Source organism: Oceanobacillus caeni (assembly GCF_042678465.1).
Taxonomy (GTDB): domain Bacteria; phylum Bacillota; class Bacilli; order Bacillales; family Amphibacillaceae; genus Oceanobacillus; species Oceanobacillus caeni.
The window spans coordinates 1-15,995 of sequence record NZ_JBHTKV010000017.1 but is presented as its reverse complement, the minus strand read 5'-3'; the positions used below and the strand labels follow the sequence as shown (position 1 = coordinate 15,995).

Annotated in this window: 17 protein-coding genes and 1 tRNA gene; 14 read left to right on the top strand and 4 right to left on the bottom strand. The window is 34.5% G+C overall.

Annotated features, from left to right (window positions below):
* Nucleotides 1-10: 10 nt before the first annotated feature.
* Nucleotides 11-1,465, bottom strand: coding sequence for a processed acidic surface protein (locus ACFQ18_RS12320; protein ID WP_204798416.1), 1,455 nt, complete (start codon nucleotides 1,463-1,465; stop codon nucleotides 11-13).
* A gap of 183 nt (nucleotides 1,466-1,648) precedes the next feature.
* On the opposite strand from ACFQ18_RS12320, the gene ACFQ18_RS12315 reads away from it, so the two are divergent.
* Genes ACFQ18_RS12315 through ACFQ18_RS12305 form a run of 3 tightly spaced genes read left to right on the top strand, consistent with a single transcriptional unit; the run spans nucleotide 1,649 to nucleotide 4,072 of the window.
* On the top strand, nucleotides 1,649-2,935 hold the full coding sequence (locus ACFQ18_RS12315) for a bifunctional folylpolyglutamate synthase/dihydrofolate synthase (protein WP_204798415.1): 1,287 nt from the start codon (nucleotides 1,649-1,651) through the stop codon (nucleotides 2,933-2,935).
* A 12-nt stretch (nucleotides 2,936-2,947) separates the two neighbouring features.
* Nucleotides 2,948-3,505 carry a GTP cyclohydrolase I FolE gene (gene folE, locus ACFQ18_RS12310; RefSeq protein ID WP_060667878.1) on the top strand — a complete coding sequence of 186 codons (558 nt, stop codon included), beginning with the start codon at nucleotides 2,948-2,950 and terminating at the stop codon, nucleotides 3,503-3,505.
* Between the two features lie 9 nt (nucleotides 3,506-3,514).
* On the top strand, nucleotides 3,515-4,072 hold the full coding sequence (locus ACFQ18_RS12305) for a 5-formyltetrahydrofolate cyclo-ligase (protein WP_379566478.1): 558 nt from the start codon (nucleotides 3,515-3,517) through the stop codon (nucleotides 4,070-4,072).
* Between the two features lie 33 nt (nucleotides 4,073-4,105).
* Here the strand turns inward: ACFQ18_RS12305 and ACFQ18_RS12300 are convergent, their stop codons facing one another.
* Nucleotides 4,106-5,641, bottom strand: a complete 1,536-nt coding sequence (locus tag ACFQ18_RS12300) for a DHA2 family efflux MFS transporter permease subunit (protein ID WP_204798414.1) — start codon at nucleotides 5,639-5,641, stop codon at nucleotides 4,106-4,108.
* A 290-nt stretch (nucleotides 5,642-5,931) separates the two neighbouring features.
* Between ACFQ18_RS12300 and ACFQ18_RS12295 the strand changes: the two genes are divergently transcribed.
* Entirely contained in the window at nucleotides 5,932-6,810 is an 879-nt protein-coding gene (locus tag ACFQ18_RS12295; protein WP_047184263.1) for a TetR/AcrR family transcriptional regulator, read from the top strand.
* 142 nt (nucleotides 6,811-6,952) lie between these two features.
* The gene (locus tag ACFQ18_RS12290; protein WP_338111362.1) at nucleotides 6,953-7,438 is read left to right on the top strand and encodes a GNAT family N-acetyltransferase; all 486 of its coding nucleotides are present in this window, start codon (nucleotides 6,953-6,955) and stop codon (nucleotides 7,436-7,438) included.
* Nucleotides 7,439-7,495: 57 nt separating this feature from the next.
* Here the strand turns inward: ACFQ18_RS12290 and ACFQ18_RS12285 are convergent, their stop codons facing one another.
* Nucleotides 7,496-8,542, bottom strand: coding sequence for a C45 family autoproteolytic acyltransferase/hydolase (locus ACFQ18_RS12285; protein WP_204798413.1), 1,047 nt, complete (start codon nucleotides 8,540-8,542; stop codon nucleotides 7,496-7,498).
* Nucleotides 8,543-8,777: 235 nt separating this feature from the next.
* Here ACFQ18_RS12285 and ACFQ18_RS12280 point away from each other — a divergent pair, with 235 nt between their 5' ends.
* The 3 genes from ACFQ18_RS12280 (at nucleotide 8,778) to ACFQ18_RS12270 (ending at nucleotide 9,847) form a co-directional block, all read left to right on the top strand.
* Nucleotides 8,778-8,993, top strand: coding sequence for a heavy-metal-associated domain-containing protein (locus ACFQ18_RS12280; protein WP_204798412.1), 216 nt, complete (start codon nucleotides 8,778-8,780; stop codon nucleotides 8,991-8,993).
* 138 nt (nucleotides 8,994-9,131) lie between these two features.
* Entirely contained in the window at nucleotides 9,132-9,371 is a 240-nt protein-coding gene (locus ACFQ18_RS12275; RefSeq protein ID WP_047184266.1) for a hypothetical protein, read from the top strand.
* A gap of 101 nt (nucleotides 9,372-9,472) precedes the next feature.
* Nucleotides 9,473-9,847: a hypothetical protein gene (locus ACFQ18_RS12270; RefSeq protein WP_204798411.1), complete on the top strand. Its 375-nt coding sequence runs from the start codon at nucleotides 9,473-9,475 to the stop codon at nucleotides 9,845-9,847.
* Between the two features lie 145 nt (nucleotides 9,848-9,992).
* Here the strand turns inward: ACFQ18_RS12270 and ACFQ18_RS12265 are convergent.
* Nucleotides 9,993-10,065: transfer RNA gene (locus ACFQ18_RS12265), tRNA-Thr, on the bottom strand.
* A 221-nt stretch (nucleotides 10,066-10,286) separates the two neighbouring features.
* On the opposite strand from ACFQ18_RS12265, the gene ACFQ18_RS12260 reads away from it, so the two are divergent.
* The 6 genes from ACFQ18_RS12260 (at nucleotide 10,287) to ACFQ18_RS12235 (ending at nucleotide 15,609) form a co-directional block, all read left to right on the top strand.
* Nucleotides 10,287-10,847: an NADPH-dependent FMN reductase gene (locus ACFQ18_RS12260; protein WP_047184268.1), complete on the top strand. Its 561-nt coding sequence runs from the start codon at nucleotides 10,287-10,289 to the stop codon at nucleotides 10,845-10,847.
* 133 nt (nucleotides 10,848-10,980) lie between these two features.
* A complete protein-coding gene (locus ACFQ18_RS12255; RefSeq protein ID WP_047184269.1) occupies nucleotides 10,981-11,709 on the top strand; it encodes a hypothetical protein in 729 nt (242 codons plus the stop codon).
* A 465-nt stretch (nucleotides 11,710-12,174) separates the two neighbouring features.
* Nucleotides 12,175-13,029, top strand: a complete 855-nt coding sequence (locus ACFQ18_RS12250) for a transporter substrate-binding domain-containing protein (RefSeq protein WP_052771646.1) — start codon at nucleotides 12,175-12,177, stop codon at nucleotides 13,027-13,029.
* Nucleotides 13,030-13,116: 87 nt separating this feature from the next.
* On the top strand, nucleotides 13,117-13,779 hold the full coding sequence (locus ACFQ18_RS12245) for an amino acid ABC transporter permease (RefSeq protein WP_111014493.1): 663 nt from the start codon (nucleotides 13,117-13,119) through the stop codon (nucleotides 13,777-13,779).
* Nucleotides 13,776-14,498 (top strand): amino acid ABC transporter ATP-binding protein, encoded by a 723-nt coding sequence (locus ACFQ18_RS12240; protein WP_047184271.1) that lies wholly within the window; start codon nucleotides 13,776-13,778, stop codon nucleotides 14,496-14,498. Before ACFQ18_RS12245 ends, ACFQ18_RS12240 begins: the two co-directional genes overlap by 4 nt.
* A 469-nt stretch (nucleotides 14,499-14,967) precedes the next feature.
* Entirely contained in the window at nucleotides 14,968-15,609 is a 642-nt protein-coding gene (locus tag ACFQ18_RS12235; RefSeq protein WP_052771647.1) for a hypothetical protein, read from the top strand.
* The last annotated feature ends 386 nt before the right edge of the window (nucleotides 15,610-15,995 follow it).

Sequence of the window (15,995 nt, the reverse complement as noted above, 5' to 3'; positions counted from 1 at the left end):
AAGTAGGGGATTAGCCCCTACTTATTTTCACATAACGACGATAGACAATAATACCTGTTATTAAAAGGACGGAACCAAAGAACAACATATTAAAAATAGGAGAAGCGGTTTTTGGTAATTCCTCACCATCTGCTTTATCAACAACGGAGGGTTCTGGTTGTTCTGCACGGTCGGTGGTTTTATCGCTTGTTACCTTTTCTACTTCATTCGTTTCTTTCACCACTTCACTCTTCTTTTTATTCTTTTCCTTTTCTACATCATTTTCTGTATCCTTTTTCTCATTTTTTGTTCCAACCATAATACTTTCTACTTGTTCGATTTCATCCTTTGCTTCTTCTATTATTTTTTGGAAATCAAATAAATCAGAGTATAACAATAAATCCGCTAGTAATTCCCCGTTTTTGTTATAAATTTCTAATAGCAGGTCATACCCATCTGTACTATACATTGTCATTAAAGCATCAAAGGAGACCGGCTTTTTCTCGTTATCCTTTACGAGATAATACTTGATATCAATTTGGAAGAGTTCTAAAAGTTGCTGATAAATCTGTTTAAATTCAATGATTTGGCTTTTAGAAAGTTTATCGACATTTTCTAAACTTTCAAATGATGCTAATTGATCCTGAAGTTCCAAAAGCTTATCCAAAAATGCAGAATCCTCTATATCTAAACGAAGAAAGTGTTCCAGAAGTTTTCCGATTTCCGCATCAGATAAACCTATATCCGGTAAATCAGGGTATATTTCATCAAATTCAACTTCGTCCTGATAAAAGGAAATAGCATCCTCTAATTCCTCCATATACTTGAAATATTCCATTGAATCTCCGTGATCATTTAAAAATGTTTCTAATTCTTCTTTTGAATTAAATCCATAACGCTTAAGAAGCTCTTGGAAGTTTGTATCATTGATGGGTGTTAGTGATAACTCATAAAGATATAGGTCTACAATGGATTCTAAATTCTCAAGATACTTATAATTTTCAAGGGAATCGTCAAACTGAACTAAAATATTTTCCAATTCCTGTTTGGATGCAATTTCATAGGATGTTAATAGGTCTTGAAGGTTTTTCTCATTTATAAGGGTGTAATCGTCTAAATAATGTTTTACATAATCATGCAAATCTTCCGCGAAAATAATCAATTCCCCTTGTAACACGTCTTGCCCTTTTTCCAAGTCACCAAATTCTATTAATAAGGTATTCAATTCTTCACGAGTTAAATTGAATTTTTTAAGCACAGATTGAACATCTTTTTCGGTTAGTGGTGTACCTAATTCATCGCCAGAATCAAAATAATCTAAATCCCAATCTTTGCTTTTAAGATAATCTAGGTAGTCCTGTTTATCCCAACCAATTTTCTTTAGAAATGCTTCAAATTGTGGGTCATTTGCTTTCATTGCAAATGTTGAAACGGGAATAAAAGTTATTAAGAATACAGTGAATAAAACAACGAATAATTGCTTCAAATTCTTTCCTCCCAAAGTGTGATATAAACATGAGAATATTATAATTTGAAACAGTAAAAAAAGATAGTATTATTTGATTTTTGTTACAAATTAGGTTTCTTTGTCGAAATATGTATCCATGCCTTATAATAAAAGGATATTCTAATTTAGAGAATGAGCAGGACATAAAGGAGCTTAAATCGCATGAATTATGAGGAAGCATTACAATATATTCATAGTCCAAAGTATAGTAGAATGAGTCTAGGTTTAGATCATATTCGCTCATTAATGAACGCTTTAGGAAATCCGGAAAAGAAGTTAAAGTTTGTTCATATAGCGGGAACGAATGGTAAAGGCTCTGTCGCATCCTACCTTTCACATATTTTAGGAAAGGCTGGCTATAAGACAGGACTATTTACCTCACCGTATATTGAACGATTTAATGAACGAATTAAAGTAAATCAAGAAGATATTTCAGATGATTCTCTAGCGAAAATAACGGAAATGATTAAGAATAAAATAGAGGAAGAACAAATACCTACGACAGAGTTTGAAATCATGACGGCAATTGCTTTTCAATATTTTTACGAACAACAATGTGATATGGTAGTACTTGAGGTTGGATTAGGGGGAAGACTTGATTCCACGAATGTAATTGAATACCCATTACTATCCATTATTACTTCGATTAGTTACGATCATCAAGCATTTTTAGGCTCCACTTTGACTGAAATTGCTGGCGAAAAAGCTGGAATCATTAAAGAAAATACTCCGGTACTTTTATATTCACAAGAAAAAGAGGCGGAAGATGTCATTTACCGTGTTGCTCATGAGAAAAATAGTCCAGTTTTTCAACCAGACTTTTCCCAAATAACGAACATATCAGCAGACTTAAGTGGACAGTCATTTGATTATAAATCATTAAAAGATATAAAAATCACATTATTAGGTGAACATCAACTTAAAAATGCGGCTGTTGTGTTAGAAGCGGTGCAGCTCCTTAATGAAAATGAAATTCATATTGATGAAAATGCACTTAGGTTAGGTTTAGCCGAAACAACATGGCCAGGTCGATTTGAAATTATTCACCAAAATCCAATTGTCGTCATTGATGGCGCCCATAATATTGACAGTATTAATGCTTTAGTGGATAATTTAACGAAGTATTTTCATAATAAAAAAATAATAGCCATTCTTGGTATTTTAAAAGACAAAGATGTTGATCAAATAATTGAGAGGGTTTCTCCAGTTATGCATTCTTTTATCACAGTCACTCCTGGTAATCCAAGGGCAATGAAGGCAGAAGATTTAGCTCTTCGTTTAGCTGATAAAAATCAGATAGTCAAGGCTAGTCAGGGGTTTGAGGAAGCAATTGATCTAGCCTTAGAAGAGGCAGGAGAAGACGGTATAGTTTGTAGCTTCGGATCTCTTTACTATATAGGAGAAATCCGAAAAATCATGAGGTCAGAAAAATACGATAGTCAGAAATGAGGCTTTAAATAAATGGATAAGGAAAAAATTCAATCAGCAGTTCGACAAATTTTAGAAGCAATTGGGGAAGATCCAGATCGTCAAGGTTTATTAGATACACCAAAACGAGTAGCAAATATGTATGAAGAAGTTTTTTCAGGACTATCCAAAAACCCCGCTGTCCATTGTGAAACGGTGTTTGAAGAACAACATGAGGAAATGGTACTTGTGAAAGATATTCAATTCTCCTCCATGTGTGAACATCATTTAGTGCCATTTATCGGTGTTGCGCACGTTGCATATATTCCGAAAAATGGTCGTGTCATAGGTTTAAGTAAAATGGCAAGGATTGTGGATGATATTAGTAAAAGACCGCAATTACAAGAGAGAATCACCAAATCTGTTGCAGATTTATTAATGGAAGAATTAGATCCAGTTGGTGTCATGGTTATTTTGGAGGCGGAACATATGTGTATGAGTATCCGTGGTGTGAAAAAACAAGGTTCCAAAACTGTAACGAGTGCCGTTCGTGGGTCATTTAGAGAAAATAGTAAATCAAGAAATGAAGTACTTGCTTTAATTAGTAAATAAAAGTAGGGGATTTCACTGAATAAAACAGAACTACGAAAAAGAACAATTGCTAAGTTAAAAAGCCTGTCGAAGGATAAAAAATTAGAAATAGAACAGCAATTAAGAAATAAATTATTAGACTCTGATCTTTGGAAAAAAGCAAAAACAATCGGAATTACCATTTCACAAGGGTGTGAATGGGATACAAAACCCATTATTGAAAAGGCATGGGATGAGGGAAAAGCTGTCTGTGTGCCAAAGTGTCTTCCGAATAGGGAAATGGTATTTTATCGAATCCATCATTTTCATCAATTAGAAAAAGGATTATACGATATTCCAGAGCCAAGTCCTGGAAAGACAATAAAAGTAAAAAAGTATGATATTGATTTGTTAATTGTTCCAGGTGTTGTTTTTGATCCAAATGGGTATCGAATTGGCTTTGGTGGAGGATACTATGATCGCTTTTTAGTTGATTTTCCAAATGAATCGATTTCTTTGGCAAGCCATTTCCAAGTAATCCAGCGACTTCCCATTGATTCCCATGATCTTCCGGTTAAGTATATAGTTACAGAAACAAATAAGGAATAGAGAACATGATCTCTATTCCTTATTTGTTATAGATTAATCAGAAACTGTTACTGATTCAGAAGACGTATTTGATTTTCCCTTTTTCATAATTTTCCCATCTGGTCCAACTCTTCGAATGAAGAAGGCTAGGATTAGTGCAAGTATGGCAATAAAGGTTGAGACAAGGAATGAAAAATTAATTCCATGTAGCATCGCTTCATTTAAAATATGTGTTTTCATTTCTGCCAGTCCTTGTTTGGATGTCATAGCAGATGAATCCATATTTGCCATAGCATCCTGCATTAATTCCTCGGCTTCCGCTTTGCTGTGCTTATTCATGATTGTAATTAATAGCGCAGAACCGATGGCACCGGAAACTTGTTGTAGCGTATTGTTCATCGCAGTTCCATGTGGATAATCTTTTTGTGGTAGTTGGTTTAAGCCATTTGTCATAATAGGCATCATTACCATTGACATACCAAAACTACGGATTGCAAAGAGAATCATTAGCGATACAAAGGAAATTTCCATATCTAATTTACTAAAATAAAACGTAGTTACAATTGTAATAATTAACCCAATAATACCTAAAGTCTTTGCCCCATATTTATCAAATAATCTACCTGTGATTGGGGACATGAATCCCATCACAAGAGCCCCTGGGAGCATTAATAATCCGGCATCCATTGGGCTAAATCCACGAATCGTCTGTACATAAATTGGAAGAAGAATCATTCCCGAGAACATCGCAATTGCTAGGACAATGGAAATAGCAGATGATAGGGCAAACATGGAGTATTTATAGATTCTAAATTCAAGCATTGGTTCATCCATACGTAGTTGACGAAGAATAAGCCCGATAACAGAGATAGCACCTATAATGATCGATCCATAAACGAATGGATTCGTCCATCCATCACTTCCTGCTTTACTAAACCCATAGAGAAGTCCGCCAAAACCAAAGCTGGATAAGATGAGTGAAAAGATATCCACTTTAATAGCTCGCTGGGGTGTCAGATTTTTTAACTTGAATATACCGATTACTAAGGATAATATCGCAATTGGTATAACAATATCGAATAACATTCTCCAGCTGTAATGTTCTACAATCCACCCTGATAAAGTTGGTCCTAAAGCAGGAGCGACAATCATTACCAGTCCAAAGGTTCCCATCGCTGCTCCTCGTTTTTCTACTGGGAAAGCAACAAGCATGACATTCATTAATAGTGGCATCATGACAGCAGAACCTGAAGCTTGAATCATACGTGCAGCTAAGAGCACTCCAAATGTTGGTGATATGCTAGCTAGGATGGTACCTATTGTAAATAAAGACATTGCTGTTAGGAATAAACCTCTATTTGTAAAGCGTTGAATAAAGAACGCACTCGCTGGAATTAGTATCCCATTAATTAACATATATCCAGTTGTTAACCACTGTACAGCAGTTGCATCGACCTTGAACTCTGTCATAATGGAAGGGAGTGCAACATTTAACAACGTTTCATTTAAGATAGCAACAAACGCACCAATAAAAAGAATGGCTATCATTCCATAGGGTGGTTTATGATGCATTGTATTTTCTTGTGACATATTTTACCTTCTTTCTATTTATTAAAAAACGAAACACGAGCACGTAGGTTTAATTTATACCCAGCACATTAAATTATTACTACGTCTACCTTATAGTTTCTTGTGCAAAAAAATGAGTCCCCACCTTAACCAAAAAAAAGTGGGGTCCATTTAGATCTATATTTGACTTTATACATTCTATACCGATAGTACAAAAATATCAATCATTATTTCCAATAAAATATAAACATTGATATATTAATGCTTAAGTTCTAAAATAAAAATAGACTAATGTTCTAAAGGTGGATTCTATGAACGATAAGGAAAAGCAAATTATCAATGCGGCTCAAAAACTTTTTATTAAAAATGGGTTTCAAATGACTTCCATTCAAGATATATTGAATGAGGCGAAAATTGCAAAAGGCACATTTTATAATTATTTTAATTCAAAGAACGAATGTTTAATGGCCATTCTAAGTGCGGTTTATGAAGAGGTAATAAATGAAAGAATGGAACTTGCTTCTTACGGAGAGTTAGATGATGAAAAATTGTTCGTTAAGCAAGTGGATGTTCGCTTTAAAATGGATAAAAAACATAACTTAATGGCTTTATTTAATTCCATCCCAATATCTGATGATGAGGGTTTGAAATCGTTAATGAAAAAACAATATGAATTAGAATTAGAATGGGTTTCCAAAAGACTTATAGATCTTTATGGTCCAAATATCAGTAAACACATAATGGATCATTCGATTACATTTTTAGGAATTCTTCAACATAGCATGCATGCAATAAAAATGTATAAAATGGAAACGAAAAAGACAGAAAATGTAATAGAATTTGCCCTTCGTCGAACTAAAATGATAATCCACTCTAACTCTGCGGATGAGGTGTTTTTTCATAAGGATTATTTATATTCATCCAATCAAAATAGAAATAGCGAAGAATATAAGGAAGAGTTAATTGATCAGTTACAAGAATTACAATCTACTATAAAAAATGATAATCATTACGTTGATTTTTTAATAGATGAATTGCTAGAGGAAGCACCCCGGCTTTTCTTGATTGAAAGTGTGTTTACATCTTTGCGGAAAGAAGAAAAGGATGTAAATGTAATAAATAAGCTTAATGAAATATCACAACTTTTATTACGTTTTATGGAATGTTGGGAAAGTGAAAATGAAAAATAAAGAAAATTTCCACCAATGGGGTTCTTACTGCCCGTTTAGATGAAATAAAAATTTACTGTCCAAATATTTGGGCAGTTTTTTGTCAATGATTCCATTATGATAAAATAGTAGAAAATGGTTCAATTTAGACTGGAGAGATAGGATGATGCCTTTATTTATAAAAAGGATGACTGAGAAATATGCAGTCGATGCACTATGCTGGAAATATGAAAAGCCATATGATTTTTATAATAATGTATTATCGGGAAGTGCCATTATGGAGCTTCTTACATATAGATATTTTGCGGTTGTTAATGAGAAGAATCAATTAGTTGGATACTTTTGTATTGGAAAATCAGCGCAAATTCCATCTGGTGATCAAAAAGGAATATATAGTGAGGATTGTATAGATGTTGGTATAGCGATGAAGCCAGAACTTACTGGAAAAGGGAATGGATATCTCTTCTTCTCCCATATTCTTAAATATATTATGAAACTTGAGAAAGAAAAAGATATTAGACTAACGGTTGCAACGTTTAATCAACGAGCCATCCAATTGTATAAGAAATTAGGATTTGTGAAACTAAGAAAATTTAAAAGTGATCATATCGAGTATCTTCTGATGAAGAAGGAAGTTAATGGAGAATGACAGGCAAAGAAGATATGAAAAAGTGCAACTCCTAAATAGAGTTGCACGAATTGCTCGTTATATTTTTTCCATATGGGCAAAACTTAGGTTCGTGTCTATCTCCCCAGTTATTTGGTTTAAAGAGATATCATTTCCATCTATCCATTCTTGGAAATCAAAGATAATAGGTTTTTGGTCACCACCTAAAGCGAACCATACCTTCAATTCATTAGGTTGGTAGGTTGAAGTATGGATCGTACCTCCCCAATTTTTATACTCCTTAGAGAACACTCCTTTATCCGTATCGTTCATCATTCGAAATGCTTGATAAACATCTGTTGCTTGATTTTGATGTTTTTTCATAGCTTCTAATCGACGGTAGGAATCATCTAGGTAGCGTTTATTTTCGGATTTTTGCAGTTCAAAATGATTCGTACACATATTCGATTGACGAATTTGCACAGACCTGGGACTTGCCTCAACGATATATGCTTCTCCTTTTTTATCAAGAACGATGTAACTAAAAGAATGACGATGGGGAATTTCTTTTAGCATTGCTATTGCTTCATCTACATTTGCGCAGTTTTCTAATACCATTCTGCTAATCATGTGGCAAACAAATCCATCTTTTGGTTTTTTTCTTTGGATAGAATTATAACCTAAGGCGAGCCCCTTTTCATTCATTCCATCCATTCTCCCAGTAACTCGTTGCTGTGGACCAACCGTGGCAAAACCATCATCATAAGGTTGGAAAAAGCTATATCTTCCTTCATAGGTTTTAGGATGATAATCATAGTTACGGACCATGAAATCCTTTCCTGTAAAAATCGAGCAACCACTTTTTTCTATTTCTACCCGATAGCCACCATAATCTCTTAAAATAGATTCTATTGGTTCCTCTAACGCATCATGTAATCCCTCGAGTTCTTCCCAAATTCCAGGGGCAAACTCATTTAGAATTCGTTGCGTGTCTGATGGATCGATTCGAAATTTAGGTTCTCTTAATTTCCAAGCCTTTTTACGGTTTTTAACAATAAAAGAATCCTTTAATTGTTTTCCTTGCATAAGTCCAAAGTCATAATGACTCCCTCGAAACTGTATAATGTCGCTATAAATTTGTTTCATTTTCCACTTCCTTACCAACATAAATTATTCTTCCTAGACTAATTTTACAACTTAATTCTCTTTAAGAAAAACATTTCAAGTCTTACTGGAAATTTACAATTTTCGCACTAATAAAACGTTGGTATGTTAGAGTTTATCATAATTGTGAACAATTTATGACATCTTAATATTAAGGTACATTTTTACAGTGAAAAGGGTTAAAATCAAGTTGATTAATTCTTAGGGGGAAACTAATTTGCATAAAGCAATCTTTGAACTAGAACCATTAACATGCCCATCTTGTATCACTAATATTGAGGATACGCTTAATACCACAAAAGGAATTTATTCAGCCAATGTATCTTTTAGTTCAAAAATGGTGGAAACACAATATGATGAAGGTAAAATTAAAGCAAAAGAAATTGAAGGCGTTATTCGAGATTTAGGGTATCCAGTATTATCAGTAAAATAATATTTTGATTTTATATATAGTAATAAAGAGCACTTGCAGTTCAGTTTGCAAGTGCTCTTTATTTTTTTAACCTGTCCATACAAAAGATTGTCAACTGAATATTATATAAAGAACGTATTAGGAAAGGAGGGGTCTACATTGTTTGAAGTTTATGACATTGCGATTATTCCACTTATACTAGGGGTTGTTGAGTTATTTAAGCGAGGGGGGTTACCTGTAAAATATTCCCCTTTTGTCGCTGTAGGTGTCGGGCTGCTTTTTGGATTACTTTATCTCGATACAGAAATAAAACAAAGAATTATCATTGGGTTGATGCTTGGTTTATCAGCAACAGGTTTATACAGCGGTAGCAAAAACATTACACAAAAAAAGGAGTAACTGTATTCTTTTACACCTAAAAATAAGAATAAAAGCCTGAAAAGCTAAAAATGATGTAAATAACTACGTGACCAGTCCAAGCTTTTTTTTCAAGTATACGTATGCTAATAACGAGAAGGGAGGGGATTATATGTGTTATCACGATTCAGGTAGACATCGTCATAGTTCTTGCTGTAGGGAACACCATCACCATCATAGATGTAGAGAATGGGACCATCATGATGAACGTAGAGGATGTCACCACCACGATGATAGACGTGGAGGATGGAACCGTCATGATGATGAATGTAGAAGATGTCACCATCATGATGATAGACGTAGAAGATGTCACCATCATAATGACCACTTTGGACCTATCTATCATGGTAAGAGAAATAAAAGGGAATTTTGTCATTGCTGCAATAGATATTTCTAAAACAGACGGTTTTTTGAGTTGTGGTTTGGTAGATCAAGGGCTAGAGTTTGGAGAACTCTAGCCTATAAATTTCCTGGCTTTTCTACTTTATTTGTCTGGTTAATATCGTTTCGCAGTCAAAATGGTCGGCATTTGCATTTAGAAAAAGTAAAAGAGCAATTCTCGAGGTATCTCAAGAATCGCTCTATGTCAGGGTTTAAGGTTAATGCTGGTGAGAGGACTCGAACCTCCGACCCCTTCATTACGAGTGAAGTGCACTACCAACTGTGCTACACCAGCAAATAGCGAAAGTTTAAAAAGTACACTAAAAATAATAATCCTTTTTAATTATTAGTTCAAGTCTTTGAATAAATGTTTGAAGATTTAAATTTTAAATTTCCTAAAGACTAGAAGAATTATCCATTATGTGAAACAAACGTCACTTGATGTTGAGGGGATTCTTTGGAATAATAGATTTATAATTAATATAAGAATGAATATACATATGGAGGATTAAATGTATGAAAATAGTAGCAATGGTCGGAAGTGTTCGGAGAGAGTCTTATAACATGAAATTAGTTCGGTATATGCAAGAAAGATATTCGAATAAAGTAGAAATCGAGATTCTTCCTATAAACGAACTTCCTTTCTTTAATGAGGATGAAGAATTAAATCCGCCTGAACTTGTGAAGATATTAAGGGAAAAGATAAAAGAAAGTGACGGTATTTTATTTGCCACTCCTGAATATAATGCCTCCATTCCAGCTGTCTTAAAGAATGCTATCGATTGGTTTTCAAGAGTGGAACCGGTCTTAGTGAATAAACCAGCAATGATTGTTGGGGCATCCATAGGAGCATTAGGTACCGTGAAAGCTCAACTACACCTTCGCGAAATCTTAAATGCTAAAAATGTTTCAACAAGAATATTACCAGGAAATGAAGTTTATGTAGGCTCCATACATCAAAAAGTGGATGAACATGGTAATTTAACGGACGGGGGTACCATTCAATTTATTGATTCTGTGATGGATGAATATATAAAATGGGTTGAAAGAACAGTTGAATTAGAGACTTCTTATTAATAGATTGAAAGATGATTGGAACGCTTGGATTTTTTTATGATCCCAGCGTTTTTTTATTTATCCCTTAATAAATACATTTTCATTTTCTTCTAGGGCATACTACTTCATGAAAATACATTTAGGGGTGAGTAAATTGAATAGGTATTTAATTTTATTAACCAGTTTGGCGGTACTAGGTTTGTGGGCGGTTCCGTTTGCCTCTGCAGAATCCAATCATCCTTTTATTGAATCTGTTTTGGGAACAGAACATAAAATGGAAGAAAAAAGAGGGGATGGACATTTTCTCTCCGATTCGATGGTAAAGTTACATGCGAAAGAGCTTGGAATAGAGATAGAAGATAAAGATATGGAAACATTAAAAGCTGAGGTTCAGGAAGCTTTAATAATGAATGCTGCTGAAGAAATGGAAGTAGAAATAGAGCTGGAAGATACGAGTATGGAAGATATAAAGAAAAAAGTTCATCAAGCGAGAATAGTAAAGAAAGCGGAAGAACTAGGAATTAAATCTGATGATACGGATTCTAAAACACTCGCCAAGATGGTTTATGAAGCCGATATAAAACAGGAAGCAGAAGAATTAGGAATTCCGACTAAAGATAAGGGAAGTAAAGAACTTAAAAAGATAATCATGGAGAAGAAAATAAAGCAAGAAGCAGATGCTCTTGAAATTCATGCAGATGGAAAAGAGTTGCGAGAATTGGCAAAGGAGGTACAGGAAGCAAAAGTATTGCAAGCAGCTAATACACTTGGAATCGACACGGAAGGAAAAAGTGTAGAAGAAATTCTAGATACTATCATTACAGACTATTATGATGAAGCAAAAAGTATAGGAGTGTATCCTTTTGAAGGGGAACTTCATTAGAAAAGAAAGATAAGGCGCTTCGTTTTTGGCTTAACGGGCTTTTCCTTTGAAGTATGAAACACAAATAGAGTAATGAAAATTACATAATGAACCCAACCAGAATAGCAGAGCAATTCGTAAAAGAATTTGCTTCTGCTTTTTTTATGAATAGGCATTCTCACGGACGTTTGAAGCAAAAAGCAGCGGTGTTTTGTCCGTGACAAGGGCACTCACGGACGTTTGAAGCAAATAGCAGCGGTGTTTTGTACGTGACAAGGACTCTCACGAACGTTTGAAGCAAGAAGTAGTGGTATTTTGTCCGTGATATACGGTCTATTATTTTTTAAAGAATATTAGTACTTAATCTCAATAACTAAAGCTATTTCAAAATCAGAAGTATAAATAGGATTCTTAAAATTTATTGGTATTAGTTTTCCGGATTGGTTATATAAATGAGATAAGAGATAAAATAAGGGGGTCTATTAATTGGGAGGAAGTAAGTGGAAATTAATTTTAACATTATTGGTTTCCCTAATGTTTGTTCTATTCCTTGCAGCGTGTGGTGGGAATGATGCTACTTCAAGTAATGAAGGAGAAGAGGCAAACAATGGGGAAGAAACAGCTAATACGGATGGAGAGGCTAGTTCTAATGAAAGTGAATTAGAAGACACGTATACCGTTGTTAGTGATACATCTTTTGTTCCATTCGAATTTAAAGGTGAGGATGGAGAATATACCGGATTTGATATTGAGTTAATTAAAGCTATCGCTGAAGAAGCTGGATTTGAAATCAATTTAGAAACAACAAACTTTGATGGAGTTATTCCGGGTCTTCAAACTGGTCAATTTGATATTGCTATAGCTGGAATTAGTATTACAGAAGATAGAAAACAAGTCATTGATTATAGTGATCCTTACTATGAATCCGGTTTACAAATTGGGGTTGCAAAGGATAATGATGAGATTCAAAGTATTGAGGATTTAGAAGGAAAAATAGTTGCAACACGTATGGGATCAACAAGTTCACAATTTATTAAAGATAATATTGATGGTGCAGAGTCTAAAGAATATGAACAACTAGATCAAGCATATTTAGCGGTGGAAAATGGAAGTGCAGATGCCATTCTATATGATGCGCCAAACGTAAACTATTACATTAATACAACAGGAGAAAAATTAAAAGCGGTTGGTGAACTATATCAAGCAGAAGACTATGGGATCGCGGTTACGAAAGGTAAGGAAGAATTAGTTACTGCAATTAATGATGCACTTGCAACACTAAAGGAAAATGGAACATATGACGAAATCTATGAAACTTGGTTTGGTGCAAAACAAGAATAATAAAAGAGGTACGCTTCAATTGAAAAATCTAAAATAGGGCTTATCTCGTACTAGATAAGTCTTATTTTTACTTTAAGAGGTGTGAATATGGAAGGTAGATTTAATTGGGCTGGTGTGATTGACTTTTTGCCAGAACTTGGCACAGGTCTTTATTATACATTACTAATTTCAATCATAGGACTTATTATCGGTTTTGTATTAGGAGCTATATTTGGGCTTGGACGTATATCAAAAAATAAAATATTTTATGGTATTTCATCCATATATATTGAAGTCATCCGAGGGACACCTGTACTTGTACAAGCAATTTGGATTTTCTTTGCGTTACCACTGATAACTGGATATAATATGGCATCCGTGACAGCTGGAATTATCGTGATCGCTGTTAACTCAGGAGCCTATATTGCCGAGATTGTACGTGGTGCGGTCCAGTCCATTGCGAAAGGACAAGTAGAAGCAGGACGATCACTTGGTTTAACCCACAATCAAACGATGCGTTATATTGTGTGGCCTCAAGCATTTAAACGAATGATCCCTCCACTAGGAAATCAATTTATTATTAGTATTAAAGATACTTCCCTTTTATCTGTTATTCTTGTTCCGGAATTAATGTTTCAAGGAAGATTAATTGCATCTAACTATTTTAATGCAGTCGAAATTTATACAACGGTTGCAGTCTTTTACTTAATTATTACCTTAACATTATCGTATATATTACGAATGATTGAAAAGAGGTTGGATGTACAATGATTAAAGTAGAAAATTTACACAAAAGTTTTGGGGATCATGAAGTGTTAAAAGGAATAGATTGTGAGATTCAATCCTCTGAAGTTGTTTGTGTTATTGGGCCAAGTGGATCTGGAAAAAGTACATTTTTACGTTGTTTAAATATGTTAGAGTCTATCACGAGTGGACAGGTGACTGTAGATGGCTTCAATTTAAAAAATAAAAAAACAAACATTAATATGGTTCGAACAGAAGTGGGGATGGTATTCCAGCAATTTAATCTGTTCCCGCATAAGACGGTTATAGAAAATATTATGCTCGCTCCAATGAAGGTTCGAAAAATCTCTAAAAATGAAGCGAAGGAACGTGGACTAAAGTTACTTAAGAAGGTAGGTTTATCAGATAAAGCCAATAAATATCCATCATCTTTATCAGGGGGACAACAGCAACGTGTTGCGATCGCTAGGGCACTTGCGATGGAACCCAAATTGATGTTATTTGATGAACCAACTTCGGCGCTCGATCCTGAATTAGTTGGGGAAGTGCTTGAGGTAATGAGGCAACTTGCTATAGAAGGAATGACGATGGTTGTTGTGACACATGAGATGGGTTTTGCAAGAGAAGTAGCAGACCGTGTTTTATTTATGGATGAAGGGATTATTATGGAGGAGGGTCGCCCAGATGTCATCTTCTCAAACCCGACATCAGGTAGAACAAAGGAATTTTTAGATAAAGTATTGTAAGGTGTGTTCAAAAAGGATGATAAAAAGGAATGGGTCGGCTAAGAACACAACGTCCTGGGACTAAGATTACTCGTTCCGCCGTAAAGATTTGTTGTAACGTTGTCCCTACACAGCGGCATGTCATTTTTACCGGCCTTTTTGAACAACCTCTTACTATTTAGGTTAATTTTCCAATGGTTAAATAAAGGAATATATGTTATTCTAGAAATGCGATGAGCTGATTTGTGTAAGTCGAAAGATAATGAAATAAGTGATGTGAACACTTAGTTCTTTCGCCACAAATATATCGAAGGCGCCTATACTATTGACGTATGGGCGTCTTTTTGTACATAAACTATATAGAATAGTCACCAGTTTACCTCCTGGGTAATATGTTATCATGAAGGCTTTTATCCATCTAAACGGTTTATAATCGGCTTTTACAGATAACGAATTAATTGTTTTTACCTTATAAACAGGAGGAATACGAATGTTTCCATATTATTTTTATTATTTGCCTTATTACGTGAATTCCTTTCCATATCAACCCGAATTACCATATGAAAGAAACACTGCATTTGCTTATGATGAAAGACAACCGGTTCATGGTCAAGTTACTTGGACTTATGGAGGGCCAGTGACGAAATGTGAAATGCCTTGGTCAGAAAACAATTATATGACTGTAGCTGTCGCAAGAAATTCTCCTTATCGATGTGGTCAATTTATAAGATTAAGAAATATACAGGCGCCATATGGGAGGGAAGTCGTTGTAAAGGTAGTGGACGAGGTGGAAGATTATCCACCTAATAGATTAAATATTCACCGTAATGCGTTTGAAGCATTAGGAGTCAATCCGAACGTTGGAGTATTAAATGTCGAAATTATCCCGGCCTCCGATTCGCAAATGGAAGGGTGGGGGGCACGCTTGCTACACGTGGTTGAAACTGCATATCCAGGATATCGAATAGCGGAGTATCATTTATTAACCAAAACCAAAATATCGAATACGGCAATGAAAGAAAGCTATTCATTCAAGTTGCAAAGTTCTCAAGGGAATCTCGACATTCAAGGGGATATTATCTACAATCCGAAAGCAAATCGACTTAGTTCTTTCCAGATAAAAGAAATATAAAAGCTATGTAGTGTAAACATTATGTGTTTGCACTACTTTTATTTGTACGTAAGTAAAGAAAATTTTAGCTGAAGTTGATGGGACGTCGTGCAGCAAGACTATTTAGTGAAGAAGCACTCCTTGTAAGTAGTATTTCAATCCATGGACTTATTTCACTAAAGGACAAGCAAATGTTATTTTTCAAAAGTAGTTATAAAACTCTAAATTGGGGTACATTAAAACTGTTCTCTTCAAAATACGGAATGATGAACAAGAACCATAATAAATATTAGGGATTTTGAATATAATTTTTAAGTTTACCTAAAAATAATTTAAGTTTACCTAAAAATAAAGATTGACTTCCAACAAAAAACAGGCATTGAAAAGTTCAACCTAATAAATGGACT